At 68.4% G+C, this 25,799-nt stretch carries 24 protein-coding genes; 18 read left to right on the plus strand and 6 right to left on the minus strand.

Going from position 1 to position 25,799, the window contains the following annotated elements:
- Positions 1 to 32 precede the first annotated feature (32 nt).
- The 5 genes from OV287_RS21200 (at position 33) to OV287_RS21220 (ending at position 5,786) form a co-directional block, all read left to right on the plus strand.
- Complete coding sequence (locus tag OV287_RS21200; RefSeq protein WP_267535856.1) at positions 33 to 1,157, plus strand: DNA-processing protein DprA; 1,125 nt, start codon at positions 33 to 35, stop codon at positions 1,155 to 1,157.
- 8 nt (positions 1,158 to 1,165) lie between these two features.
- Positions 1,166 to 3,784, plus strand: a complete 2,619-nt coding sequence (gene topA, locus OV287_RS21205) for a type I DNA topoisomerase (RefSeq protein ID WP_267535857.1) — start codon at positions 1,166 to 1,168, stop codon at positions 3,782 to 3,784.
- Between the two features lie 127 nt (positions 3,785 to 3,911).
- Entirely contained in the window at positions 3,912 to 4,667 is a 756-nt protein-coding gene (locus OV287_RS21210; protein WP_267535858.1) for a MotA/TolQ/ExbB proton channel family protein, read from the plus strand.
- Positions 4,668 to 4,673: 6 nt separating this feature from the next.
- Positions 4,674 to 5,195 (plus strand): ExbD/TolR family protein, encoded by a 522-nt coding sequence (locus tag OV287_RS21215; RefSeq protein WP_267535859.1) that lies wholly within the window; start codon positions 4,674 to 4,676, stop codon positions 5,193 to 5,195.
- Entirely contained in the window at positions 5,196 to 5,786 is a 591-nt protein-coding gene (locus OV287_RS21220) for an ExbD/TolR family protein (protein WP_267535860.1), read from the plus strand. It abuts the gene before it with no gap.
- A 48-nt stretch (positions 5,787 to 5,834) separates the two neighbouring features.
- On the opposite strand, the gene OV287_RS21225 is transcribed toward OV287_RS21220, so the two are convergent.
- Positions 5,835 to 6,221 carry a TraR/DksA family transcriptional regulator gene (locus OV287_RS21225; protein ID WP_267535861.1) on the minus strand — a complete coding sequence of 129 codons (387 nt, stop codon included), beginning with the start codon at positions 6,219 to 6,221 and terminating at the stop codon, positions 5,835 to 5,837.
- A gap of 255 nt (positions 6,222 to 6,476) precedes the next feature.
- Between OV287_RS21225 and trmFO the strand changes: the two genes are divergently transcribed.
- From trmFO to OV287_RS21240, 3 genes are read left to right on the plus strand one after another with little or no spacing between them, the layout of a single operon-like run.
- Positions 6,477 to 7,832, plus strand: a complete 1,356-nt coding sequence (gene trmFO, locus OV287_RS21230; protein ID WP_267535862.1) for a methylenetetrahydrofolate--tRNA-(uracil(54)-C(5))-methyltransferase (FADH(2)-oxidizing) TrmFO — start codon at positions 6,477 to 6,479, stop codon at positions 7,830 to 7,832.
- Positions 7,829 to 9,433: a gliding motility protein gene (locus tag OV287_RS21235; protein WP_267535863.1), complete on the plus strand. Its 1,605-nt coding sequence runs from the start codon at positions 7,829 to 7,831 to the stop codon at positions 9,431 to 9,433. Before trmFO ends, OV287_RS21235 begins: the two co-directional genes overlap by 4 nt.
- Positions 9,434 to 9,476: 43 nt before the next feature.
- Entirely contained in the window at positions 9,477 to 10,385 is a 909-nt protein-coding gene (locus OV287_RS21240) for a tyrosine recombinase XerC (RefSeq protein WP_267535864.1), read from the plus strand.
- Between the two features lie 111 nt (positions 10,386 to 10,496).
- Here the strand turns inward: OV287_RS21240 and OV287_RS21245 are convergent, their stop codons facing one another.
- Positions 10,497 to 11,501, minus strand: a complete 1,005-nt coding sequence (locus tag OV287_RS21245; RefSeq protein ID WP_267535865.1) for an Rpn family recombination-promoting nuclease/putative transposase — start codon at positions 11,499 to 11,501, stop codon at positions 10,497 to 10,499.
- Between the two features lie 169 nt (positions 11,502 to 11,670).
- On the opposite strand from OV287_RS21245, the gene hslV reads away from it, so the two are divergent.
- From hslV to OV287_RS21265, 4 genes are all read left to right on the plus strand, one after another.
- Positions 11,671 to 12,198, plus strand: coding sequence for an ATP-dependent protease subunit HslV (gene hslV, locus OV287_RS21250; RefSeq protein ID WP_267535866.1), 528 nt, complete (start codon positions 11,671 to 11,673; stop codon positions 12,196 to 12,198).
- A gap of 12 nt (positions 12,199 to 12,210) precedes the next feature.
- The gene (hslU, locus tag OV287_RS21255) at positions 12,211 to 13,608 is read left to right on the plus strand and encodes an ATP-dependent protease ATPase subunit HslU (protein WP_267535867.1); all 1,398 of its coding nucleotides are present in this window, start codon (positions 12,211 to 12,213) and stop codon (positions 13,606 to 13,608) included.
- Between the two features lie 95 nt (positions 13,609 to 13,703).
- Entirely contained in the window at positions 13,704 to 14,876 is a 1,173-nt protein-coding gene (locus tag OV287_RS21260; protein WP_267542388.1) for an aspartate aminotransferase family protein, read from the plus strand.
- Between the two features lie 210 nt (positions 14,877 to 15,086).
- Positions 15,087 to 16,097: a hypothetical protein gene (locus OV287_RS21265; RefSeq protein WP_267535868.1), complete on the plus strand. Its 1,011-nt coding sequence runs from the start codon at positions 15,087 to 15,089 to the stop codon at positions 16,095 to 16,097.
- On the opposite strand, the gene OV287_RS21270 is transcribed toward OV287_RS21265, so the two are convergent.
- From OV287_RS21270 to OV287_RS21285, 4 genes are read right to left on the minus strand one after another with little or no spacing between them, the layout of a single operon-like run.
- Positions 16,098 to 17,048 carry a hypothetical protein gene (locus OV287_RS21270; protein ID WP_267535869.1) on the minus strand — a complete coding sequence of 317 codons (951 nt, stop codon included), beginning with the start codon at positions 17,046 to 17,048 and terminating at the stop codon, positions 16,098 to 16,100.
- Positions 17,045 to 18,235, minus strand: a complete 1,191-nt coding sequence (locus tag OV287_RS21275; RefSeq protein ID WP_267535870.1) for an SDR family oxidoreductase — start codon at positions 18,233 to 18,235, stop codon at positions 17,045 to 17,047. Before OV287_RS21275 ends, OV287_RS21270 begins: the two co-directional genes overlap by 4 nt.
- A 23-nt stretch (positions 18,236 to 18,258) precedes the next feature.
- Positions 18,259 to 18,855: a dephospho-CoA kinase gene (gene coaE / locus OV287_RS21280; protein WP_267535871.1), complete on the minus strand. Its 597-nt coding sequence runs from the start codon at positions 18,853 to 18,855 to the stop codon at positions 18,259 to 18,261.
- A 9-nt stretch (positions 18,856 to 18,864) separates the two neighbouring features.
- Positions 18,865 to 19,332 (minus strand): hypothetical protein, encoded by a 468-nt coding sequence (locus tag OV287_RS21285; RefSeq protein WP_267535872.1) that lies wholly within the window; start codon positions 19,330 to 19,332, stop codon positions 18,865 to 18,867.
- A 129-nt stretch (positions 19,333 to 19,461) separates the two neighbouring features.
- Between OV287_RS21285 and OV287_RS21290 the strand changes: the two genes are divergently transcribed.
- From OV287_RS21290 to OV287_RS21315, 6 genes are all read left to right on the plus strand, one after another.
- Positions 19,462 to 19,968: a cytochrome c3 family protein gene (locus OV287_RS21290; RefSeq protein ID WP_267535873.1), complete on the plus strand. Its 507-nt coding sequence runs from the start codon at positions 19,462 to 19,464 to the stop codon at positions 19,966 to 19,968.
- Positions 19,969 to 20,577 carry a ribosome biogenesis GTP-binding protein YihA/YsxC gene (gene yihA, locus OV287_RS21295; RefSeq protein ID WP_267535874.1) on the plus strand — a complete coding sequence of 203 codons (609 nt, stop codon included), beginning with the start codon at positions 19,969 to 19,971 and terminating at the stop codon, positions 20,575 to 20,577. It begins immediately after the preceding gene.
- A gap of 48 nt (positions 20,578 to 20,625) precedes the next feature.
- A complete protein-coding gene (locus OV287_RS21300; RefSeq protein WP_267535875.1) occupies positions 20,626 to 22,299 on the plus strand; it encodes a DUF6178 family protein in 1,674 nt (557 codons plus the stop codon).
- 212 nt (positions 22,300 to 22,511) lie between these two features.
- On the plus strand, positions 22,512 to 23,798 hold the full coding sequence (locus tag OV287_RS21305; protein WP_267535876.1) for an O-antigen ligase family protein: 1,287 nt from the start codon (positions 22,512 to 22,514) through the stop codon (positions 23,796 to 23,798).
- Entirely contained in the window at positions 23,788 to 24,936 is a 1,149-nt protein-coding gene (locus OV287_RS21310) for a glycosyltransferase (protein WP_267535877.1), read from the plus strand. Before OV287_RS21305 ends, OV287_RS21310 begins: the two co-directional genes overlap by 11 nt.
- Before the next feature lie 61 nt (positions 24,937 to 24,997).
- The gene (locus tag OV287_RS21315) at positions 24,998 to 25,684 is read left to right on the plus strand and encodes a DUF4097 family beta strand repeat-containing protein (RefSeq protein ID WP_267535878.1); all 687 of its coding nucleotides are present in this window, start codon (positions 24,998 to 25,000) and stop codon (positions 25,682 to 25,684) included.
- Positions 25,685 to 25,799 lie beyond the last annotated feature (115 nt).

Here is a 25,799-nt window from a genome sequence, read left to right on the forward strand (position 1 = left end):
CTATATAGGTGGGCCCAGGAGGGGGTCGGGTCATGGTGGACGTCACGACGGACAGGGAAATGGTGGAGCGGCGTGCGCTCCTGGCACTCTGGGCAGTCCCCGGGCTTGGCCCGAGGGCACTGGAGCGTCTGCGCGCCTATGCCCAGGGTGAGCTCGCTCGCCTGGTTGCTTGTCCGGTGAGGGAGTGGGTGGGTGGGGCGCCTCTGCCCGTGCCCGTGCGCCGTCGGTTGCTGGAGGTGCCTGAGTTGGGCCCGCTGGCGGACCGGGTGCTGGAGCGCTGCGCGGCCGTGGGCATGGGCGTGGCCTTCCAGGGGGAGCCGGCCTACCCCGCGCGCCTGGTGGGGACGGATGACGCACCCCCGCTGCTCTTCTACCGCGGAGAGGTGGGGCCGCCGCGCCGCCGGGTGGCCATGGTGGGCAGCCGGCACCCGGATCAGGGATTCCTTCCCTTCGCGCGCACCTTCGCCCGGCAGGTGGCGGAGGGTGGGGTGGGCATCGTCTCGGGGGCTGCCGCCGGGGTGGACCGGGCCTGTCATTGGGGGGCGATGGATGCGGGCGGCGAGACGTGGGCCTTCCTTGGCTCGGCGCTGGACGCGCTGGATCCCGCCCAGGCGAAGCTGCTGCCGCACTTCCTGGCCCGGGGCGGAGTGTTCTTCAGCGAGCTGCCGCCCGGTGTCCGGGCGAGCACGACGACCTTTCCGAGGCGCAACCGGCTCATCGCTGGTGCGTCGGATGCGGTGTTGGTCCTCCGCGCGGGGGCGGCCTCGGGCAGCCTCTACACGGCGGAGGCAGGACGTGCGCAGGGGCGGCCGGTGCTGGCCCTGCCCGGTGAAGTGATGAACGAGGGGGCAGCCGGGTGCAATGCGCTCATCCGGGATGGTCATGCCCGGGCGTGCCTCTCCGTTCAGGAAGTCTGGTGGGCCGTGGGGATTCATCCCCAGCAGGTGGTGCCGCCAGCAGGGGGCTCGTCGTGGCAGCAAGAGCTCTCGACGGAAGCGAGGGGGGCCTACCAGGTGTTGGACAGGGTTCCCAGGTCATTTGATGAGGTGCTGGCCGGAAGCCGGCTCTCTCCCGCGGCGCTCACCAGCGCCCTGGTGGAGCTCGAGCTGTCGGGGCTCGTCCTGCAGCATCCTGGACGGCTGTACGAGAAGGTTTGAGGAGAATCATGGCGACGCGCACGAAGAAGACGGCGACGGCGGGCGAGATGGAGGTCGAGGAGACGACGGCCCCCAAGAAGGCAGCCAAGAAGCCGGCGGCGCGCAAGAAGACGGCCGCCAAGAAGAAGACGGCGAAGAAGAAGACGGCCGCCAAGAAGGCTTCCTCGCGCCGCAAGGGCGGTGACGGGGCCCTGGCCACCGTAGAGGTCTCCGCCGAGGACGGCGAGGCCACCGGGTCCCCCAAGCGGGGCAAGGGGCCGCACTACCTCGTGGTGGTCGAGTCGCCCGCCAAGGCGAAGACCATCAAGAAGTACCTGGGCTCCGGCTACACGGTGAAGGCCTCGGTGGGCCACATCCTCGACCTGCCCAAGAGCAAGATGGGCGTGGACATCGAGCACGACTTCGAGCCCCAGTACGAGGTCATCAAGGGCAAGGAGAAGGTCCTCAGCGAGCTGAAGAAGGCCGCCCAGGGCGTGGACAAGGTCTTCCTCGCCACGGACCCCGACCGCGAGGGTGAGGCCATTGCCTGGCACATCCACCAGCAGCTGGGCCACCACGACGCCGCCCGGGTGATGTTCAACGAGATCACCAAGTCGGCCATCCAGGAGGCCATCGCGCACCCGCGCCAGCTCAGCCAGGAGAACTACGACTCCCAGCAGACGCGGCGCATCCTCGATCGGCTGGTGGGCTATCAGATCTCCCCGCTGCTCTGGAAGAAGGTGCGCCGGGGCCTGTCCGCGGGCCGCGTACAGTCGGTGGCCGTGCGCCTCATCTGCGAGCGCGAGGACGCCATCAAGGCCTTCGTCCCGCAGGAGTACTGGACGCTGGACGCGCTCCTCCAGGGGCCGTCGGGACCGCCGACCTTCAAGTCCAAGCTGTCCAGGGTGGACGGCAAGAAGGTGGAGCTGAAGGACAAGGCCACCACCGACGCGCTGGTGGAGGAGATCCAGAACGCCTCCTTCGTGGTGTCCAAGGTGGACAAGCGCGAGCGGCGCCGCAACGCGCCCGCTCCGTTCATCACCTCCAAGCTGCAGCAGGAGGCGGCCAACCGGCTGCACTTCACCGCCAAGAAGACGATGGCGCTCGCCCAGCGGCTCTACGAGGGCGTGATGCTCGGTGAGGAGGGCCAGACGGCGCTCATCACGTACATGCGTACGGACTCCACCCGTCTGTCGGATCAGGCGGTGGCGGGAGTGCGCGACTTCATCGGTGCCACCTACGGCAAGGACTACCTGCCCGAGGCGCCGGTGGTGTACCGCACCAAGAAGGGCGCCCAGGACGCGCACGAGGCCATCCGTCCCACGTCGCTCGAGTACCCGCCCTCGAAGGTGAAGGCGCAGTTCGACGCGATGAACGACGACATGGCCGCGGACATGTTCCGCCTCTACGAGCTCATCTGGAACCGCTTCGTGGCGTGCCAGATGATGCCGGCCGTGTATGACCAGACGAGCGCGGACATCACCGCGGGCCGGGCCACCTTCCGCGCCTCGGGCTCCACGCTGAAGTTCCCCGGCTACCTGGCCGTCTACGGCGCCAGCCTCACCCCCGAGGAGGAGGCCGCCCAGGAGAAGGCGCGCGCCGCCGGCGAGGACTCCGACGAGGACGGCGTGGGCGAGCTGCCGGTGCTCGACGAGGGCAACACCCTCACCCTGCAGAAGCTGCTCAACGAGCAGCACTTCACCCAGCCGCCTCCGCGCTTCTCCGAAGCCACCCTCGTCAAGGAGCTCGAGGAGCGGGGCATCGGCCGTCCGTCCACGTACGCCGCCATCCTCTCCACCATCCAGGACAAGAAGTACGTGGAGAAGCTGGAGGGCCGCTTCCGTCCCACGGACCTGGGCGTCATCTGCAACGAGCTGCTCGTCAAGCACTTCCCCCACGAGCTGGACGCCGCCTTCACCGCCAGCATGGAGGAGAAGCTGGATCAGATCTCCGAGGGCGAGGCCAACTGGAAGGCCGTCCTGCAGGACTTCTACGCGCCTTTCAAGGAGACGCTCGAGAAGGCCGAAGCGGAGATGCGCGACGTCAAGCGCGAGGAGATCAAGACCGACGTGGCGTGCGAGAAGTGCGGCAACGTCATGGTGATCAAATGGGGGAAGATGGGCCACTTCCTCGCGTGCTCGAACTACCCCGAGTGCAAGAACACCAAGGACTTCAAGCGCGACGCCGAGGGGAAGATCGTCATCATCGAGGAGGAGACGACGGACGAGAAGTGCGAGAACTGCACCAAGCCCATGGTGGTGAAGCGCGGCCGCTTCGGGAAGTTCCTCGCGTGCTCGGGCTACCCCGAGTGCAAGACGTCCAAGCCCATCTCCATCGGCGTGACGTGCCCGGACTGCAAGCAGGGCTACCTCACCGAGCGCCGCAGCCGCTTCGGCAAGGTCTTCTTCGGCTGCAACCGCTACCCGGACTGCAAGTTCGCCGCGTGGGACAGGCCGCTGCCCGAGGCGTGCCCTCAGTGCCAGTCGCCCTACCTGGTGCAGAAGTACTCCAAGCGGGACGGCCCCTTCGTGGCCTGCCCCAACAAGGAGTGCGACTACCGCCGGCAGATTGTCGAGCCGGAAGCCGTCGTCGCGGCTGCCGGGGCCACGGGTACTCCTGGGGGCACCGACGCCTCCTCGGCTGCTTGAGCGGCTGAAAGTTCAAGGATTTCAGGGGCATGGCCTGCCCCTTGCTTGACACCCCCGAGGAGGGTCTTCTAGAAGTTCAGTGGCTGCCCCCAGGGCAGGCGCGGGCGTCGAAAGGACCCTCTTCACGATGATTCCGATGATGAGCGAGCTGCTGGACGTGGTGCTCACCCAGGTCCCAGCGGCTGCGGAGGCCGTGAAGGCAGCGCCGGCCAAGCTCGGCGTCGTGGACTCCACCATCAAGTTCTTCAAGGACGGCGGTCCGTTCATGTTCGTCAATCTGTTCTGGCTGGCTGCCGCGCTCGCGGTGGCCCTGGAGCGGATTGTCACGCTGATGTTCCGCTACAACCTCAACGCGCCGCCCTTCATGGAGCAGGTGACGAAGCTGGTGATGACCGGCAACGTGGACCGCGCCGTGAAGCTGTGCGCCGCCGCTCCCCACTCGCCCCTGGCCAAGATCATCCGCGCTGGCCTCACCCGCGCCAACCGCGGGGAGATCGAAGTCGCCAAGGCCGTGGAGGAGTCGCTGGTGGAGCACAGCCCCCACGTGGGCGCGCGGATTCCGTGGCTGTGGTCGCTGGCCAACATCGCCACCCTGGTGGGACTCGTCGGCACCATCTTCGGTCTGATCGGCACCTTCCAGGCGCTCGGCAACGTGCCCGCCGAGCAGAAGCAGGCCCTGCTATCGGACGGTATCTCCAAGGCGATGAACAACACCGCCTTCGCGCTCTCCATCGCGGTGCTGTGCATCATCTTCCACCTGTTCCTCACCTCGTACGCCAAGAGCATGGTGGAGACCATGGAGCTCAACGCGCTCAAGCTGGAGAACCTGCTGGCGCGCAAGGCCGCCGGTGAGACGCAGATCGACGAGGCAAGGGCCGCCTGAGACGCCATGGCGTTCTACTACTCCAGGCGGAAGCTCAAGCCGCGTGAGGAAGAGGAGTCGGGGGAACTCAACATCATCCCCTACCTCGACATCCTCATGAACCTCATCCTCTTCATGCTGCTGTCCATCAACGGGCTGGCGGCCTTCGGCATCGTCAACGTGAGCGCGCCGGGCTATGGCGGTCCCAGCACCACGGTGGCCCCGCAGGAGAACCCGGAGCAGCCGCGCCTGGTGCTCAGCGTGCTCATCAGCAAGAAGGGGCACTTCGTCAACAGCGAGAACGCCATCCTCGGCAAGGACGGCGCCCCCAGCGTCCCCCTCCTGGGCGATGGCTCCTACGACTACGCGTCCCTCAACGCGCAGATGGTGAAGATCAAGAGCGCCTTCCCCTCCGAGACCAAGGTCGTCGTCGCCGCGGACCCGGAGATTCCCTACGACGCGCTCATCCAGACCATGGACGCCATCCGCGAGACGCGGGAGAAGCCGCACCGCACGCTCTTCCCGGACGTCACCCTGGGGACCCTCTAGATGGCGGCCACGGGAGAGACGGCCCAGCAGGTGCCGGTGGATGACGAGCAGCTGCAGCGGCTGCGTTACCGCAAGGCCCTGGCGCGCAAGAAGCGCAAGGAGCGCGAGGCGGCCGGGGAGATCAAGGAGCTGAACATCACCGCGATGATGGACATGATGACCATCCTCCTGGTGTTCCTCCTCAAGTCTTTCGCCTCGTCCTCGGCGGCGATGACGGCCAGCGAGGACGTGCGCCCGCCGGTGTCCTCCACGCGCGCCACGCCCAAGGACACGGTGGTGGTCACCGTCACCCCCAAGAACATCCTCGTGGGGGAGAAGGAAGTGCTGAAGCTGGCTCGGGGGCAGATTCCTCCCGAGGCCCTCCAGGGCCGGGTGGTGATGCCCCTGGATGCGCAGCTCAAGAAGGAAGTGGAGAAGCTGAAGTACATCGCCGAGCGCAACCCGGCGGCCCCCTTCAGCGGGGAGCTGTCCGTCATCGCGGACAAGGCGATCCCCTACGACATGCTGCTCACGGTGCTCTACACCGCCGGGCAGAACGAGCTGGAGAACTACCGCTTCGTCGTCCTCCAGGACGAGGGCAAGCCGCAATAGCGAGCCCCCGGTCTTCCGGAGGCTCCCGCAGGCCCGTGCACCCGAGCGTCAGATGGTCGGCGTTGCCTGGTGGCCGCCGCGCACCTCCAGCTCGTGGCGTGTCGCGTCCTCCTCGCAGCGGATGGCGAAGGGCAGTGCCTCCAGCCGCTCGATGGGGATGTCGTAGCCGCAGTCCACGCAGGTGCCGAACACGCCCGTGTCCATCCGACGCAGCGCGGCATCGATGAGCATCACCTCGCGCCGCTGCGCCTCCATCAGGCTGGAGAGGGTGTAGTCCGCCAGCTCGGCCTGGGCGTTCTCCTCGTACTCGGGATCCCGATCCTGGTCCTTCAGCGCGGTCAACTCCCGCTGAGCCCCCTGGCTGGCCTGTAGAATGTCTCGGCGACGCCGTTGGAGGAGGTCGCGGATCTTCAGAAGGTCGTTGGTTCGGTTCATGGCCTGTCGCTCCGTCATGGTGCACTGCGTCGCCCGGCCTGATTTCCCGCGCGATGAACGGGGAAAACCTAGGAGCCACAGGCAGGTAGGGAAACTGTTTCTGCGAACCCTACGTGTCGGATGGCCGAGGAGTGGGCGAGCAGGCAGGAGGCCGTCATCCGGGGGGTGGACATCCAGGAGCGGAAGGGTGGGACAGGGAGAGGGGGTCCTGCTAACAGTTGGCGGACGGGCCGAAATTGGCCTGTGGAGAGAGGGATGCAGGACGTGAAGCTTCAGCGGGTGACGGTGATTGGCGGCGGACTGGCGGGCAGCGAGTGCGCCTGGCAGCTCGCCCGGCGCGGGGTGCCGGTGACGTTGCGGGAGATGAAGCCGCAGAAGCGCTCGCCAGCGCACAAGTCGGACCAGTTCGCGGAGCTGGTGTGCTCCAACTCGTTGCGCTCGGACAACCCGGAGAGCGCCATCGGTCTGCTGCACGCGGAGCTGCGGACGCTCTCGTCGGTGATTCTGGGGTGCGCGGACACGCACCGGGTGCCGGCGGGGGATGCCCTGGCGGTGGAGCGGGAGGCCTTCTCGGCGGCGGTGACGCGCTCGGTGCGCGAGGCCCCGGGTGTGGAGGTGGTGCCGGGCGAGGTGGACCAGCTGCCCGAGGGCGTGGTGGTGGTGGCCACCGGGCCGCTCACCTCGGACGCGCTGACGAAGGACCTCGAGCGCTACGTGGGGGAGAAGCTCTACTTCTATGACTCCATTGCCCCCATCGTGGCGGGGGACTCCATCGACATGAACATCGCCTTCCGCGCCAGCCGCTACGGCAAGGGCGGGGGGGACGACTACATCAACCTGCCGATGAACAAGGAGGAGTACTACCGGTTCATCGCCGAGGTGAAGGCGGGGCAGAAGCTGCAGCCGCACAGCTTCGAGGAACCCAAATACTTCGAGGGTTGTCTGCCCATCGAAGTGATGGCTGACCGAGGCGATGACACGCTGGCCTATGGGCCGATGAAGCCGGTGGGGCTGAAGGATCCGCGCACGGGCGACGAGCCCTACGCGGTGGTGCAGCTGCGCATGGAGGACAAGGCGGGCACGTCGTGGAACATGGTGGGCTTCCAGACGCGCCTCACCTGGGGCGAGCAGAAGCGCATCTTCACCACGTGCGTCCCGGGCCTGGCCAACGCCGAGTTCCTGCGGATGGGGCAGATCCACCGCAACACCTTCATCGACTCGCCGAGGCTGCTGGGACGGGACTTGTCGCTCAAGGCGGAGTCGCGGCTGTTCTTCGCGGGGCAGATTACGGGCGTGGAGGGGTACGTGGAGTCGGCGGCGTGCGGGTACCTGACGGCGCTGGCGGTGTACGCGAGGCTGACGGGGAGCGAGTTCGTCCCGCCGCCGGCCACCACTGCGCTGGGCTCGCTCTACCGCCACGTGACGGGCGAGGCACACCCGCCGGACTACGACTACCAGCCCTCGAACGTCATCTTCGGGCTGTTCCCGCCGCTGCCGGGGCGGGTGAAGAAGGCGGACAAGCGGGCGCGTTATGCGGAGCGGGCACGGGCGGACCTGGCCACGTGGCTGCCGAGTGTGCCCCCCGCGCAGGATCATCAGGGGAGCGCATGAACCGACGAAGCGTGATGGCGGGGGCGCTGCTGGCGCTCGCGCTGGTGGGGTGCAAGCGCGGCGAGGACCAGGGCGGTGGCGGCGGAGCAGGGCAGGGGAAGGCTCGGGCCGGAGCGGCGGTGGGTGGGCTGGGCGTCATGCTGGCCGAGGGCCCGGCGGAAGATCTGCGCGTCACCGAGGATGGGCAGTTCGCCACGTACCTGACGAAGACGCGCAAGCCGACGGTGGAGGGAATTCCTCCGCAGATGAGGCTGGGCACGCTGTACGTGGTGCCGGTGACGGGAGGCTCGCCACGCAAGCTGGGGGACGCGGTGACCAACGTGCCCGGGGGCATGCTCTTCACCCCGGACTCGAAGCACGTGCTGTACCTCACCGGGTACAACCTGGCGATCCAGTCCGGGGCACTGCACGTGCTGGCCCTGAGCGAGCCGAGCGCCGAGCCTCAGAAGCTGGGAGACGCGGTGTCGTACTTCCTGCCGAGCCCGGACGGTTCGAAGCTGGCCTTCGTGGACGGAGGGATTCTGAAGCTGGGGGCGCTGCCGTCGGGGCCCTTCCGTCAGGTGGGTGGCGAGGTGTCCACGGCGGAGTTTTCCCCGGACGGCAAGATGCTGTTCTTCAAGCGGCGGCTGGCGGCAGCCGGTGGGCTGCTGGCGGTGCCGGTGGAGGAGCCCGCGGGCAAGCAGAGTGAGCCGAGCAAGCTGGCGGACCAGGTAGGCGACTACGTGCTGTCGCCGGACTCCAAGCGCGTGGCGTACCAGGTGCGCACCCCGGCGGTGTCGGGGATGTATGACCTGTACCTGGCGGACCTGCCGGAGCTGAAGGGCCGGAAGGTGGCGTCGGGGACGACGGCGTTCGCCTTCTCGCCGGACTCGAAGTGGTTGGCGCGCAACGATGGGGGCAAGCCGGAGCAGCCGGGCGACCTGTACGTGGGCCCGGCCTCGGGCGAGCCGGGGCGCAAGGTGGGCGAGCGCGTGAAGGAGCTGGCCTTCTCTCCGGACTCGCAGGCGCTGGGCTTCCTGGCGAAGTACGACCTGCCGGCGGGCGCGGGGCTGATGGGGGTGGTGTCGTTGCCGGATGGGGAGCCGAAGCTGGTGGGCAGCCGAGTGCCCAACTTCACGTGGGGCAAGGACGGCAAGTACGTGGCCTTCCTCTCGCGCTTTCTCAAGCCCATCTATTCGGTGGACCTGATGCTGTACCAGGTGGGCGCGGAGAAGGCGGAGAAGGCCCACCCGGGCGTGTTCGGCTACGGCTTCACCCCGGGGGCGCTGGTGTTCCGCGCCGGCTGCATCCGCGAGGGCCGCGCCTGCGACTTCAAGGCGCTGCCGCTGCCCAGGGACGCACAGGCCCAGCCGCAGACGTGGCTGCAGGGCATCTACAGCTACAAGCTGTCCGAGGATGGGAACCGGATTCTCGCCACCTCGGCGCGGATGGACTCGGACACGTTCGACGTGGCTGTCTACGACGTGAAGACGCAGGCGAGGAAGACGCTCGACCAGGGCGCGCAGCTGCCAGCGTACTTCGCGGGCAAGGATGACTCGCTGGCGGTGTACGTGCTGAAGGGCGCGAACGCCGGCGTGTACGTGGCGCCTGCTCAGCCGTGAGAAGCTTGCGGGCGGCCCGGTTGCGTCTACGCTGGAGCCGCCCATGAGCACCGCCGAGCTGTCGCCGCTGCTGGAGAAGTTCCGCGTCTACCTCGATGACGAGAAGGGCGCGAGCCCGCACACCGTGCGCAACTACATGATCGACCTGGTGGACTTCGAGCGCTACCTGGTCGAGCGGATGAAGCTGACGCTGCTGTCGGCCTCACACGCGGCCATCCGCGGCTACCTGGGCACGCTGGCGGTGGATCATGCGCCGTCGAGCCGCTCGCGGCGATTGGCGAGCGTCAAGAGCTTCTACAAGTACCTGGTGCGGCAGAAGCTGCTGCCCGGCAGCCCGGCGAAGCTAGTGAAGAGCCCGAAGCTGCCCAAGAGCCTGCCCAAGGTGCTGCCGGTGGACGAGCTGTTCGCGATCCTCGACATGCCCTCGCAGAAGACGGTGCTGGGCCTGCGAGACAGGGCGATTCTCGAGATTCTGTACGGCGGAGGCCTGCGCATCAGCGAGCTGTGCGGGCTGAACCTGCTGGACGTGGACCGGAGTGGACGGATCATCCGGGTGATGGGCAAGGGCAGCAAGGAGCGCCTGTGCCCGGTGAACGCGCAGTCCATCCGGGCGCTGGAGGCATACCTGGCGCGCCGGGGCGAGCTGCTCGCGGTGCCGCGCGAAGGGCAGGATGAGGAGGCGGTGTTCCTCAACTACCGGGGAGGCCGGCTGACACCGCGGAGCATCGGGAGACACCTGGACACGTACGTGGTGCAGTGCGCGCTGCAGCGGAAGGTGAGTCCGCACGCGCTGCGCCACTCGTTCGCGACGCACCTGCTGGACGGAGGGGCGGACATCCGGAGCATCCAGGAGTTGCTGGGCCACGCGAGCCTGTCCACGACGCAGCGGTACACGGATGTGAGCGTGGAGCGGCTCCAGGCGGTCTACGACGCCGCGCATCCGAGAGCCTGATTTCCCCTCTCCCCTCGGGAGAGGGACGGGGTGAGGGTATCGAGCCTCCCAGGTTGAGCCCGTGTTACCCCGCTGCGCACCACCATTGAACCTCGGGGTGGAGGCGCGGTGTCAGCTCGCCAGATCGCCCAGAACGTTGGAGAGGGTGGTGGCTTTGAGGGCTCGATTGAACCAACGGTCGAGGATTGCCGCGTCCGTGCACGAGAGGATGTGCTGCCGAGCTTCATCGCTGACGTCCATACCCCGCGCTTCTAGAATCTGGATGATGGACTCGGCACGCCCCTGGAGCCGTCCCTGTTCCAACCCCCGCCGATGTCCCCGCTCGATGAGAGTCTCGCCCCTGCCGCGCATGAGTTCCTCCGCTTGCTGTGCGTCCATCACGGAATGTAGCACCTGCCCCGCTGCTCTGCGGATGCTCCTGTCTCCGATCAAGAGGAGGTAGCGGATGACCACCACCAGACTCTCGGTGCCGTCCGGAGCGGCATGCACTTGCGCGAACAGTGCAGTCCAGTCCGGTAGACGGTGGGCCAGCTCCCCGGTGCGCCCATAGCGCAGAACGAGCCATGCCAGCTGGGCCAGGGGCGGACCAGGACGTGCCATGAGCGCCTCGGCCCGCTCGGCCGTCAGGTCATCCAGCAGGTACTCGAAGCGTGGCACCAGCGCTCGCCAGCGTTCTCTCTGCGCGTCCTCGCCCGGCAGGTCGAACAGCTCCTCGACCCTCCGGGGCGCCGACCAGACGCCGTCCGGCCCGTGGTACATGACCAGGGGGATGATGACCGGAAGCACCGTGCGCTCGGGGTGCTTCTCGCGCCAGTGCTCCACCTGGCGGACCACGTACCGCAGCATCCTCAGCGCCATCCACCTGTCCACCGAGGACTGGTGCTCCAGCAGCACATAGAGCAGCAGCGACTGGCCCCCTCGCAGGCGGGCTGTGAAGAGCAGATCGCTCTCGGTCTCCCGCAGCTCTGGGTCCACCACGGAGCCGGGCTCTCGCCGCAGGGATGACCAGTCCACCTCGGAGACGACATGCGGGGGCAGGGCGGCGCGCAGCTCGGCCGCGGCCCGCTCGGGATGGCCGAAGGTGAAACGTGCGAAGAGGTCATGGGGTCCGGGCATGGCCCGCGGCGCCAAAGCATGCGGCGGGCCAGTCCGGCCGAGGGGCTCCCAAAGCTCAAGGTGCCCTGAACGGCGCGCTGCACCGCGCTACTGCGCGGGAGGGTGAAGGGGCGAACAGCCGGTCGGGGAATCATGGAAACGCCCGCGTCCACTTGTTAAACCTCCCGGCATGTTCCACGGCACTACCATCCTCTGCGTGCGCAGAGAGGCAAAGGTCGTCATCGCGGGTGACGGTCAGGTCAGTCTCGACAAGACCATCATGAAGAACACCGCGAAGAAGGTACGTCGCATCGGCGATGGCTCCGTCCTCGCCGGCTTCGCGGGCAGCACCGCCGACGCCTTCACCCTCTTCGAGCGCTTCGAGGCCCGCCTCAAGGAGCACCAGAAGAACCTCGCCCGCGCGTGCGTCGAGCTCGGGAAGGACTGGCGGACCGATCGATTCCTCCGCCGCCTGGAGGCCCTGCTCATCGTGGCCGACCGCGAGAAGACCTTCATCCTCTCCGGCGCTGGCGACGTCATCGAGCCTGATTACGGCATCGCCGCCGTGGGCAGCGGAGGCTCCTACGCGCTCGCCGCCGCCCGTGCGCTCATGACGCATACGCAGCTTCCCGCTCGTGAGGTGGCCACCCATGCCATGCAGATCGCCGCGGACATCTGCGTCTACACCAACTCCAACATCACCATCGAAGAGCTCTGAGGGGGCATCACCGTGAGCAACGCACGCAAGATCCCCGCCTTCACCCCGCGCGAGGTGGTCGGCGAGCTGGACCGCTACATCGTCGGACAGAACGCCGCCAAGCGCGCGGTGGCCATCGCCTTGCGCAACCGCTGGCGCCGCCAGCAGGTCTCCGAGGACCTGCGCGATGAGATCCACCCCAAGAACATCATCATGATTGGCCCCACCGGCGTGGGGAAGACGGAGATCGCCCGCCGGCTGGCGAAGCTCGCGCAGGCCCCCTTCGTCAAGGTGGAGGCCTCCAAGTTCACCGAGGTGGGCTACGTGGGCCGCGACGTCGAGTCCATGGTGCGCGACCTGGTCGAGGCCTCCATCGCGCTCGTGCGCGACGAGGAGATGGAGAAGGTGCGCGAGCGCGCCATCGAGCTCGCCGAGGACCGGCTGGCGCAGCTGCTCTCCGGCAATGCGCCCTCGCGGCCCTCGGGGGGAATGGGCTTCATGACGCCTCCGCCCACGCCCGTGGCGCCCCGGCTCGGGGACCTGGAGCGCGAGAAGCTCCGGGCCCAGCTGCGCGCCGGCACGCTCGATGACCAGGAGGTGGAGGTGGAGACGGCCGAGACCGGCTCTCCCACCTTCCTGCGCAACTTCTCCGGCCAGGGCATGGAGGAGATCGGCGTCAACCTGCAGGATCTCTTCAAGAACATGCCCGGCATGAGCCGCTCGCGCCGGCGCAAGCTGCGCGCCCCCGAGGCCCTCCGGCTGCTGGAGCAGGAGGAGGCCGCTCGGCTGGTGGACAACGAGCGCGTCACCCGTGAGGCGCTCGTACGTGCCGAGACCGGCGGCATCATCTTCATCGACGAGATCGACAAGATCGCCAGCCGCGAGGGGGCGGGAAAGGGCTCCGGCCCGGACGTGTCGCGCGAGGGCGTCCAGCGCGACATCCTCCCCATCGTCGAGGGCTCCACCGTCAACACCAAGTACGGCCAGGTGAAGACGGACCACATGCTCTTCATCGCCGCGGGCGCCTTCCACGTCTCCAAGCCCAGCGATCTCATCCCCGAGCTCCAGGGCCGCTTCCCCATCCGCGTGGAGCTGGATCCACTCAGTGGTGATGACCTGGTCCGGATTCTCCGCGAGCCGCGTAATTCGCTCATCCGCCAGTACACCGCGCTCCTGGCCACTGAAGGCGTTCGTCTGAACTTTTCCGATGACGCCATTCTGGAGCTGGCCCGGATTGCTCAGTCCGTCAACGAACGCACCGAGAACATCGGGGCGAGGCGGCTGCACACGGTTCTGGAGCGACTGCTCGACGATGTATCCTTCACTGCCAGCGAGCAGGGACCGAAGGATTTGCAAATAGATGCCGCCTACGTGCGCGAGCGCCTCGCCTCCGTGGTCCAGGACGAGGACTTGTCGCGCTACATCCTCTAGCCACACCAGGAGCCCACGTGCCGCTTACGACGCCCATCAGTACCCCCAAGACCGATGCCTCCCCGCAGGGCACCACTGCCAAGAACGAGCAGTGGATGGAGAAGGCCAAGGCTCACCTGCTGCAGAACTACAAGCAGCAGCCCATCGTGCTGGAGCGCGGGCTGGGCTCGCGTGTCTGGGACGCGGATGGTCGTGAGTACTTGGACCTGCTGGGCGGCATCGCCACGTGCGGACTCGGCCACTGCCACCCGGAGGTGGTGGTCGCGGTGAAGGCCCAGCTCGAGAAGCTGTGGCACGTCTCCAACGTCTTCTACTCGGAGCCGCAGATCGAGCTGGCCGGCCGGCTCACCGCGGCCTCGGGTCTGCAGCGCGCCTTCTTCTGCAACTCGGGCGGGGAGGCCAACGAGGCTCTCCTCAAGCTGGCCCGCAAGGTCCAGAAGGACCGGGGCAACACGGACCGCTACGAGGTCATCACCTTCGAGAACTCCTTCCACGGGCGCACGCTGGCCACCGTCACCGCCACCGGCCAGACGAAGTACCAGAAGGGCTTCGAGCCCCTGCCCGCGGGCTTCATCCACGTGCCCTACGGCGACATCGACGCCGTGCGCAAGGCCGTGGGCCCGCACACCGCCGCCATCCTCGTGGAGCCCATCCAGGGCGAGGGCGGCGTGCGCCTGGCGCCTCCGGGCTTCCTCAAGGCCCTGCGCGCCCTGTGCGACGAGAAGGGCCTGCTGATGTTCGTGGATGAGATCCAGACCGGCATGGGCCGCACCGGCAAGCCCTTCGCCTTCCAGCACGAGGGCATCCTCCCGGACGGCATCAGCCTGGCCAAGGCGCTCGGCAACGGTCTGCCCATTGGCGCCATGCTGTGCACCGAGGAGGCCGGCAAGAGCCTGGTGCCGGGCACCCACGGCTCCACCTTCGGCGGCAACCCGATCGCCGCCGTCGCCGCCAACGTCGTCGTGCGCAAGGTGACCGAGCCGCAGATGCTCCGCGACGTGACGCAGAAGGGGGAGTACTTCCTCTCGCGCCTGCGCGAGCTCCAGGGCCGCCTGCCCACCATCGTGAAGGAGGCGCGCGGCCTGGGTCTGCTGGTCGGCGTGGAGCTCTTCCAGGACGCCGCGCCCTACATCTCGAAGTGCCGCGAGCTGGGCCTGCTCGTCAACTCCGCCGGCGAGAAGACCATCCGCTTCGCCCCGGCCTACACCGTGGCCAACGACGATCTGGACCAGGGCGTGCGCATCCTCGAGCGCGCCCTCAAGGCCTGATCGCCCTCTGCTCTCCACGGGGAGTGCATTCTCGTTTCCTGAGAGTGCATTTCCCGAAAATCGAGAGGTCTGTTGCCGGATGGAGGAGTACCTCCATTCTGAAAAAATCCGCCGATAGCGTTTGACGCGACCCGGGGTAGAGCCTAGGATTTCGTCAGTTGTGACGGTTTCCTGAGTTCCCCCGAAAGGGCTCCGTTCTGGAGTTTCCCGATGATCGCGCCTCAAGCCTCCATTGATTCGGGACACGACGTCCTCCGGGCCAACCAGCTCATCGAGGCGGGACTCTGGCTGCACCTGGGTGGGGACACCGACGGAGCGCGGAGCCTGTTCGTGCGTGCCCTGTCGCATGATCCCTCCAACCGCCGGGCCCGGGAGTGGCTCGCGAAGGGGACTGCCCCGCGTGCCGCCGCCCCAGTCACGGCAGCGCCGCCGCCCGCCGTGCGGCCCATGTCCCTGACGTCCGTTCCTCCATTGGTGTCCCAGCCCGCCCGGCCGGCTGCACCCCATCCCATGCTGGAGGTGAGCGTCGTCCTGCTGGACGAGGAGGAGGTGGCCCCCGAGGCCTCGGCAGAGGGCCGTCACATCACCGCTGACGTGCTGGCCTTCCTCTCCGAGCCGCAGCCGCCTGCGCCTGCGCCCTTGGCGGCCCGGCCCGTTACGCCTGTGGCTGCTCGGCCCGTGACTCCGGCGCCCGTGGCGGCCCGGCCCGTTGCGCCCGCGCCCGTGGCGGCCCGGCCCGTTACGCCTGTGGCTGCTCGGCCCGTGACTCCGGCGCCCGTGGCCCTTCGCCCGGTCGCGCCTGCGCGTACGCCCGCGCCCGTGCCCCAGGCGGCCCCGCGCCAGGAACTGCCCACGTTGCTGCAGGGAGTGGAGGATCTGCTCGCGCTGGGAGACGTGTCGAGCGCGATGGAGCTGGTGCGCAAGGCCGAGCAGCTGGCTCCGGGTGACGCGCGGCTGGCGGCGGCCCGTGAGCGCTGCGGGCGCATGTATCAGGCCTCGCTGGAGGCGAAGCTGGGAGACCTGAAGCGGGTGCCCACGCTCAAGCTGCGCATGGCGGAGCTGATGAAGCTCAGCCTGGATCCCCGCGCGGGCTTCCTGCTGTCGCGCATCGACGGAGGCCTCAGCTTCGAGGCTCTCTTCTCCGTCTCGGGCATGTCCCGGCTGGACACGCTGCGGGTCCTGGCCCGGCTGATGGACCAGGACATCATCGCCGTCCGCTGATCAGTTGTAGCGGAACACGCGGAAGCCGTAGCCGCCCGTCTCGCCCTCGTTCGCGTACATGACGAGGTAGAGCTTGGTGGTGCTGTCCGCCCGGATCTCCACGAACGAGTTGTGCCAGGTGTGGAAGGGGTTCTTCACGTCGTCGCTGGTGAAGCCAGCGAGTGCGGGCACGACCCGGTTGGTGTCGAACTCGATGCGGTACGTGGTGCCCTGCGTGGCGGAGATGACGAACCAGTCCTCGTCCTGAGCGTACTCGACGCGCCCGTAGGTCACGGTCGGGTTGGTGCTGCCCCCCACGTCCGGGACGATGGTGGTGGCGTCGTTCGAGCTGTCGCCGTGCAGATCCTCGCCCACGGGGGCGAGGGTGAGGGCGTACTGGCCGGTGGCAGGGGAGGGATCGAAGGGCGAGTGGCTCACGCGCACGTAGTAGGGGGCGTTGGCGCGGGCCTTGAAACCCACCTGGGCCTTGGGCCGGCCATCCTGCGAGGAGATCCACACTCCGCCCTGATCGAAGACGTCCAGTCGCGGCATGAGCGCGCCGGCGCCGGGCTCCACGGTGACGCTGTAGACGGTGCGCAGCTTGCCGTCGATGCGGAAGTAGTCGTAGTCGCCCACCGGCTCGATGCTCTGGTGGCGCTGCGTGGTGGCGTCGGAGGCGAGCGTGACGGCCTTCGTCAGGCAGTCATCCGGCTCGGAGTTGTCGCCGGTGTGCTCGGGGCAGTTGAGGGTGGTGAGGGGCTCGCACACGCCGCTGGGCCGCTGGATGGTGCCCTGCTTGCACAGACAGCGCGCGTTGCCGTCCTCGTTGACGCACCAGGTCTTGTCGCCCTGGGTGCAGGGGTTGGGATCGCACGGATCCTTCTGCTCATCCGGGTTGGGGTTCACCACGCAGCCGGCGCCGAGCACGGCGGCGAGGGGAAGGAAGAGGAAGCGGGAGAGGGTGGGTTTCATGGCTGGCGGCTCCGACGGGCCTGGGTACCCGTATCTTCATCCGGGGCGGGGGCGGGATTGCGGTCCAGCGGATCCTCCACCTCGGAGGCCTGCTCACGGCGCTGGCGGTACTGCTCGCGCACGTAGGCCACGAGCTGATCCAGATACGAGGAGAGGGGAGGGCAGCGGATGCCGGTGCCGTCCAGCAGCTCCAGGGTGTTGTGGCAGTTGTAGATGGCCAGGTGGTTGACGTAGCTGAGGGCGGCGCGCTGGGGGCGGGCCAGCTTCTCGAGCACGGGCAGGCGCATCATCACGTCCGCGGCCCGCGCCGAGAGGTTGAAGCGGGGCAGCTTCTTGTTGGCCTTCTCGGCGATGAGCTCGTAGACGCGGCGGGCGCTCATCGGGTTGGGGTCCACCAGGTGGAAGGTGCGGCCCACGGCGCGCGTGTCATGTGACAGCGCCCATACCGCCTGCACCACGTAGTCCACCGGCACCACGTTGAGCGGGGCCACGCCGTTGCCGGGCAGGGGCAGCGGCACCACCAGCGGGCTCGTCACCAGGAGGATGCCCAGGTAGTAGGGGCCCTCGAAGCGGTCGATCTCCCCCGTGCGTGAGTCGCCTACCACGCTGCACGGGCGGAAGATGGTGGTGGGAATGGTGGAGGAGGCGCGCTGGACGAGCTTCTCCGCCTGGAACTTGGTCTCCTCGTAGACGTTGCGGAAGTGCTGGCCGCTGTCCAGCTCGTCCTCGGCGATGACGCCCACGCGGTCACCGGAGACGTGGCAGGAGGAGAAGTGGTTGAAGCGCTGCAGGTGCTCGCAGTCGCGCGCCAGCTCCAGCACGTTGCGCGTGCCGTCCACGTTGATGCGCCAGGCCGTCTCCTTGGGCACCCCCATGTAGAAGACGGCGGCCAGGTGGTAGATGTGCGTCACCCGCTCGCACAGCCGCTGGTACTCCTCGCCAGACAGGCCCAGGTGCATGTCCACGATGTCGCCGGTGAGCAGCTCCAGCGTGGCCCCGGTGCCCTGGAGCCGGGAGGCGAGCTTCTGCGCCTCCTTGAGGTGCTTGGGCTGCACCAGGGCGTAGACGTGGGCCTTGGGCTCCTCGCGGATGATGTGCTCAATCAGCCGTTTGCCGATGAAACCCGGGTAGCCGGTGACGAAGTACGTCCCGGCCTTGCCTCGGGCTTCCTTGCGCTTCTCGCTCATGGGCGGCGGAGCATACCCGGCCCTCAGCCGCGCGCGAGCATCGCGCGCCACACCTCTTCCACCCGGGCCCGGGTTGTCCCCAGATCTCCCGAGTTGTCCACCAGCCAGGTCGCATGCTGGCGCTTCCCATCGAGCGGTAGCTGGGCAGCCAGCCGGGCCTCCGCCGCCGCCTCGTCCAGGCCGTCACGCCCCATCAGCCGGGCCTTCTGCACCTCGCGGGGCACCCACACCAGCACCACCCCGTCCATACCCTCGTGCAGCCGGTTCTCGATGAGCAGGGGCGCGTCGTAGATGACCCGCTCCACGCCCAGTTCGGCCAGGGCCTGGGTGCGCAGGAGGAACTGCTGGCCGATGAGGGGGTGGAGGATGGCGTTGAGGGCGGCCCGCTCCTGGGCGTCCCCGAAGACGCGCGCGCCCAGCTTCGCCCGGTCCAGCCGTCCGTCCGCGTCCAGGACGCCGGGGAAGCGCTCGGCCACGGCCTGGAGCCCGGGGCTGCCCGGCTCCACCACCTCGCGGGCGATGACGTCCGCGTCCAGCACCTGGGCGCCCAGCTCCCGGAGTATCCGGCTCACGGTGCTCTTGCCGGAGGCGATGCCCCCAGTCAGTCCATAGAGCTTCACGTGGTGGGCCTACTTCCCGGCCGGCTGGGGCGTGAAGATGAACGAGTGCACCGTCTTGCCGTCCTCGTTGAGGAACACGGCCAGCCCCAGCTTCGCGTAGAGCATGTAGGTGCGGAAGTCGTCCGTGAGCTTCTTCTGGTAGCAGGGGCTGGCCGTCGCCTTGCCGGCCGGGCAGGCGTTGCCATAGGTGCTCTCCACCGACTCCTTGTCGATGACGGGGCCGGGGAAGACGTCGATGCGCTCGACGAGCTGCGTGCCCGGGTCCACCTTGAACTGCACCTGCTTGGTGCCCTTGATGGCCCGCTGGTCGAAGTAGGCGATGATCTCCTTGCCCTCGGTGGTGACGATGCGCGAGGGCTCTCCGAACTTCTGGATGATCTGCTCCCGCTTGGACTGCCCGGGTTCGATTCCCTGCCACGGCTTGGCCACCGCGGGCGCGGCGGCGAGGAGCACGGCGACGATGGCGATGGTTCTCATCCCCTCAGGTGTAACGGATTCCCCCGCGCGGCCTCAAGCACCCCCCGCTTCGTCCGGGAGGTCACAAGAGCGCCAGGTTTCGCACCTCTGCCTTGCCCCCTGGGGGGTCGTCTGCTAGTGACCCGACCGATGCGCGCTCGTGGCTCCTGGCTCCTGTCCTTTGCCCTCGCCCTCGCTCTCTCCCTCTCCGGCGCCGCCGTGGCCGCTGACTTCCTCGGCCCGGAGAGCTGCAAGGGCTGCCACCCGGCGGCCTACGAGGCGTGGATGCAGTCCAAGCACGCCCGGGCCGGGGACTCGCTCTCCGAGACCCAGCAGAAGGACGCCCGGTGCCTGTCCTGCCACTCGCCGGACCAGGCCTCCCAGGGCGTCTCCCACGTCACCTGCGAGACCTGCCACGGCGGCGGCCAGTACTACTCGCCCGGCTACGTGATGAAGGACGCCGAGCTGGCCCGGCTGGTGGGCCTGGTGGACCCCTCGGAGAAGGCCTGCCGCAACTGCCACGACGCATCCTCTCCGTCTCTCAAGCCGTTCAATTTCGTCGAGTCGCTCAAGGCCATCGACCACTGGTCCCCCGAGCGCACCGGCAAGTCGGCCCGGGCCGAGAACGCCTCGCCCGAGCCCGCGAAGAAGAAATAAGTGATCAAGATTCTCGATGCCCGTTTCGTCACCACGGCGGTGGAGCCCAAGGGCTACCCCACCAGCCTCGCCCCCGAGGTGGCCTTCGTGGGCCGCTCCAACGTGGGCAAGTCGTCCATGATCAACGCACTGACCGGCCGCAGGAAGCTGGTGCGCGTCTCCAACACCCCCGGCCGCACCCGCACGCTCAACTTCTTCGACGTGGACGTGGAGCGCGGCACCAAGCGCCACACGGTGCGCTTCGCGGACCTGCCCGGCTACGGCTTCGCCAAGGTGAGCAAGTCCGAGCGCTCCGAGTGGCAGAAGATGATCACCGCCTACCTGGAGAAGCGCCGGGATTTGAAGGTGGTGGTGAGCATCATCGACGCCGAGGTGGGGCCTACTCCGGACGACTTCCAGACGCTCGACTACCTGCAGGAGTCCAACCGGCAGATCATGGTGGTGGCCACGAAGATTGATCGGCTGCCCAAGGCGCGCCGCAAGCCCCGGCTGCAGGCGCTCGCCGAGGAGCTGTCTCTGCCCCGCGAGGCCGTCATCGCCTTCTCGGCCACGGAGAAGCTGGGCTTCGACGAGGTGTGGGACGCGTTGCTGAACACCCTGACGGCGTGAGCCCCCGTTCTGCTCCCCGCCCGGGAGACGCTGTGGTAGGCACGCGCCGTGTCGAACGGCCATGGAAACGGAAGCAGGGGCAACGGCAGTGATCTCCAGCAGGCGCTGAGCACGTTGCGGCGGCAGCTCGCGTCGCTGCCCGCGAAGAAGCGGCTGGACGCCCTCATTGAATCGCGCGACGCGCGGGCGCTGGTGCGCTCGCTGCCCGCGGAGGACCTCTACTTCACCATCATGGAGGTGGGGCTGGCGGACGCGACCGAGCTCGTCCAGCTCGCCTCGCCCGAGCAGTTCCGCACCTTCGTGGACCTGGGCGGGTGGAAGAAGGACCATGTTGCCCTGCACGAGGTGCTCACCTGGCTGCGCGCCGCGCGCGGGGACGAGGCGGGCGACTTCCTGCGCAAGCTGCGCAAGGTGGACACCGAGGTGTTCGAGCTGCTGGTGCGCGAGTTCACCCTCATTCACGATCTGGAGGAGAACCCGGACGTCCACGTGGAGGGCGTGACGCTGGAGACGCCCGAGGGCCGCTACCTGGTGGAGTTCAAGGGCGTGGAGGGCCCGGAGCTGGCCGCCATGCGCTCCATCCTCAGCGATCTGATCGCCGAGAACCCCTTCGAGGCGGTGCGCTTCCTCGAGGCCACGCGCTGGGAGGTGCCCGGCGAGCTGGAGGAGTCGGCCTATCGCTTCCGCACGGGGCGGCTGCAGGACCTGGGCTTCCCGGCCCTGGAGGAGGCGGCGAGGCTCTTCAGCCGGGTGGACACCGGGCCCGCGCCGGCTCCAGCGGTGGCCGCGGCGCTCGTGGCCTCCAGGTCGCAGCCGGACTACCTGGATGCGGCCTTCCGCGCCCTGGACGACGTGGAGCGGGAGAACCTGGAGGGCGAGCTGCGCTACCTGGCCAACGCCACGCTGGTGGCGGAGGTGGAGGACCCCGGAGACCTGGACGCCATCCGGCGCGTGGGCGAGATGGTGCGCGACTACCTGCTGCTGGGGTTGGAGCACCTGACGGGAGGAGACCCCTCGCGCGCCGTGCTGGTGGTGCGCGACACGGAGACCCGGCGCATCTTCCAGGTGGGCTTCTCCCTGACGTTGTCCCTCAAGTTCCGCGCGGACCGGTTGATGAAGCAGCCGCTGGCGCAGGTAGAGGGCACGCCGCTGCTCTTCCCGGAGGAGGCCGCCGCCATCGAGGCGCTGCGCCGCAAGCGCCCGCGCCGCACGTTGAAGGTGCCCGGGGCGGAGCCGGTGGCCTTCCGCTCGAGGCGCGAGGTGGCCGCCAGCGAGGAGGTGCTGGCAAGGGCAGAGGCCCAGGTGGCGCTGCTGGGCGCGCTGCTCGGCGGCACGCAGGAGCGGGCGCGCGAGGTGCTGGCCCGCTTCGGCGTGGAGCCGCGCGTACTGGGCGTGGATCGCTTCTTCGCCGCCACCGTGGCCATGGCCCTGCTGGAGGGGAAGCTGAATCCGCGGCCGGTGCCCTCGGCGCGAAGGGACGCGCTGGGGGCGATGCTCTTCGAGGAGACTGCCGAGACTCCGCGCCTGCGCCCGGACGTGGCCTCGCGGGCGGCGGCGGTGCTGGAGCTGGTGGTGCCCGAGTCCACCCGGCCCGAGCTGCGCCGGCTGGTGGACGTGACGCTCGCCCGTCTGCTGGAGGAGCTGGCGCCGTCGTTCCTTCAAGAGGGCAAGTTGAATCCCATCGCCTCCGTCCTGTTGCCCATCGAAGGTGGAGAGCCGTAATCCTTTCAGTCCCACCTCCCAGAAGTACCGGTCCCCCTGAGCGCTAAGGGCCTGGATCCACGGGCCTTTGTTGGCGCGGGCCGCTGGCACATCGCCTGCTAGCACCTGAACCATCATCTGGATGGCAGTGGGCTGGCACCTGGCTGGCGAATCGCTGGCGCGAAGGGTGCCCCTGGTCCACGGACCGTGGGTTGGGGCGGGAGGAGGACGGGATGGGGTTGGGCGACAAGGCGGAACGCCGGGACGTAGTGTCCTTCTATGCGCTGACCGCCTTCGCGGCGCTGATGTACATGCTGCCGCAGGCGTGGATACCCGCGCTGGCGCCATTGCGGCTGGCGCTGCTGACCTCGGGCCTGGCGGCAGGGTTGATGGCGCTGCGGCGGGTGGGGCGCGCGGAACCCATTTTCTTCGACGGTATTCGAGGGGTAGCGCTGCTGTGCTTCGCGGGGCTGGCTCTGGCCTCGATCACCTGGTCGGTGAACCCGGAGGTGACGCGCTTCACGGCCATCGAGCTGCTGAAGCTCACGGCCATCTACCTGACGCTGGTGAACGTGGTCACCACGCCCAGGCGGCTGGCGGTGGTGTGTGGGGCCCTGGTGGCGGCCTCGATGGTGACGTCTCAGGGCGTCATTCACACGTACTTCACCGGCACGCCCGAGACGCTGGTGGAGGGCTACCGGGCGCACTGGGTGGAGGTGTACGCGGATCCAAACCGCTCGGCCATGAACCTGGCGCTGGTGGTGCCGCTGGCGGTGGCCTTCCTGGCGCGCAAGGAGAGCGGCTGGCTGTGGCGCGTGGCGTGCGCGGTGGCGGTGGTGATGGCGCTGGTGGCCATCGTCTTCACCTACTCGCGCGGTGGCTTCATCGGCCTGTCGGTGGCCATGGCGCTGTGGGCGCTGCGTGAGCAGAGGAAGCTGCGCTCGGTGCTGCTGGGCACGGCGCTCGCGCTGGGGCTGGTGGTCTTCGCGCCGAAGAGCTTCTGGGAGCGCAACCAGACGGTGGCCACCTTCCACGAGGATGCCTCGGCCATGGGCCGCGTGTATGCGTGGCAGGTGACGTCGCGCATCAGCCTGGACAAGCCACTGCTGGGCGTGGGCGCGGGGGCCTTCCGTCATGCCTGGCACCTGTACGCGCCGCCCCAGGCCACGCGCGCCTACGTGGCGCACAACATCTTCCTGGATGTGATTGGAGAGCTGGGCTGGTTGGGCCTGGGCGTCTTCCTGCTGTTCGCCGGGAGTGCGACGGGAGGTGCCTTCGCGGCCTCGCGCAACCCGGCGGTGGGGTGGCTGGCCCGAGGGCTAGCGGCCTCCATGGCCGGCTACCTCGTCTGTCAGTTGTCTGCCGGTTACATCCTCTCCGCGCACCTGTACGTGCTGTTCGGGCTGGCGGCTTGCGCGCAGCGCATCGCCCGGGCGCAGGAGGCGGAGGCTTCGTCGAAGGTTCCAGAGATCAAGGGTCGGCTGGTCGCGAGCTGGGAGGGCTCCAACCATGCGGCGTGAAGAAGTACGGATGGCGGAGGAACCCCTGCGCCTGGTGCAGTTCACCAAGTCGTTCCACATCGGAGGTACGGAAGTCCAAGTGGTGGAGTTGTTGAGGGGCCTACCGCCCAGCTACCGCGTGCAGCTGGCGGTGTTGCAGGACCAGGGGCCGTTGATGGACTCGGTGCTGCGGCTCGGCTTCGCGCCGGAGGTGTTCCCGCTGAATGGCTCGCTGGCACGGCCCAACTCGGCGCTGCAGGCGCTGAGGTTGGCGCAGTGGCTGCGCGCCCAGCGGGTGGAGCTGGTGCACGCGCACGATTTCTATTCGACGATGCTGGTGGTGCCCGCGGCGAAGCTGGCGGGGACGAAGGTGATCGTCGGGCGATTGGATTTGGCGCACTGGCACGGGAAGACGCGGCGGGCGTTGCTGCGGAGCCTCACGTGGATGGCGGACCACGTGGTGGGCAACGCCGAGGCCATTCGCCGCATGCTGGTGGAGGAGGAGGGGCTGCCGGCGGAGCGGGTGTCCGTCATCCCCAACGGCCTGGACCTGGTACGCTTCGATGCGCGGATGCACGAGGGACTGAAGGCCCCGTTGCCGGACACGCGGGGCGCGCCGGTAGTGGTGCATGTGGCGAACATGAACCACCCGGTGAAGCGGCAGGAGGATCTGCTGCGGGCACTGGCGATGGTGCGCCTCAAGGGGCACGCGCTGCACGCCTTCTTGGTGGGGGATGGCCCTCGGCGGCCGGAGCTGGAGCGGCTGGCGGGCTCTCTGGGACTGACGGACACGGTGCACTTCCTGGGACACCGGGCGGACGTGCCGGCCGTATATGCCCGGGCGGACATCGGAGTGCTGTGCTCCACGGCGGAGGGCCTGTCCAACGCGGTGATGGAGGGCATGGCGGCGGGGCTGCCCATGGTGGTGACGCGCGTGGGGGGCAATCCGGAGCTGGTGGCGGACGGGGTCAGGGGACTGGTGGTGCCGCCCCTGAGGCCCCAGGCCATGAGCGAGGCCTTCGGCGTGCTGCTGGCGGACCGGGAGATGGGCCGGCGCATGGGGGCCGAGGCGCGTGCCTTCGTGGAGCGCGAGCTGTCCCTGGAGCGGCTGGTACGCAGGCATGACGTGCTGTACCGGCGGGTCGCGCGGGGCGGGTGAAATCATTTTTCCAGAGGCCCGTAGGGGAGGGAGACAACCTTCTGCCTACGAGGCCTCCGCCGTGAATCTCGCCCTTGTCCTGATCCTCGCCGCCACTCCCGCATCACAGTCCTGGCAGTTCGAGACGGATGGTACGCCGAAGGTGAGCGTCTCCAACGTCAACGGCACCATCCAGGTGGAGGCCGTGAGTGGGAAGACGGTGTCGGTGGAGGCGACGCAGAAGGGCGACGAGGCCGAGCGCGCCCGGTACCCCATCGAGGTGAAGCAGGAGGGGGACGAGGTGACGGTGCAGGTGTGCTGCGGCGCCTGCGGGAAGAAGCTGTCCAACTGCCACAATCCGCCGGAGACGCACTTCGTGGTGAAGGTGCCGCGCGACTCCTCGCTCGAGGCGAGCTCGGTGAATGCGCCGGTGAAGGTGTCCGGCGTGGCGGGGGAGCAGGAGGTGTCGGTGGTGAGCGGTGACGTGTCGGTGAAGGGCTCGCGGGGGCAGCTCGAGGTGTCCGCGGTGAGCGGCAACGTGGAGCTGACGCCCGAGGCGCTCGCGGACACCGAGGTGAGCACCGTGTCCGGCAACGTGAAGCTCAAGCTGCCGCGTGGCGCGGGCGCCAACGTGGAGTTCTCCTCGGTGGGCGGCAGCTTCAACGGGAAGGGCGTGAGCCTGGGCTCCTCCCGTCAGAAGTACGGCAACGGCGAGCACGACGTGGAGGTGAGCACCGTGGGGGGCTCGCTCGACGTGCAGTCCGAGTGATTGTTGGAGTAGAAATCATATTCGCGCGCCGTGCGGTCACGGTGTGTTGAGAGGCGCTCGCCGGTTGCACTCCAAGGAGCCGGCGAGCGCCTTATTTTTTTCTACGCCGGTGGGC

It is taken from the genome of Archangium lansingense (assembly GCF_026626635.1).
Taxonomy (GTDB): domain Bacteria; phylum Myxococcota; class Myxococcia; order Myxococcales; family Myxococcaceae; genus Archangium; species Archangium lansingense.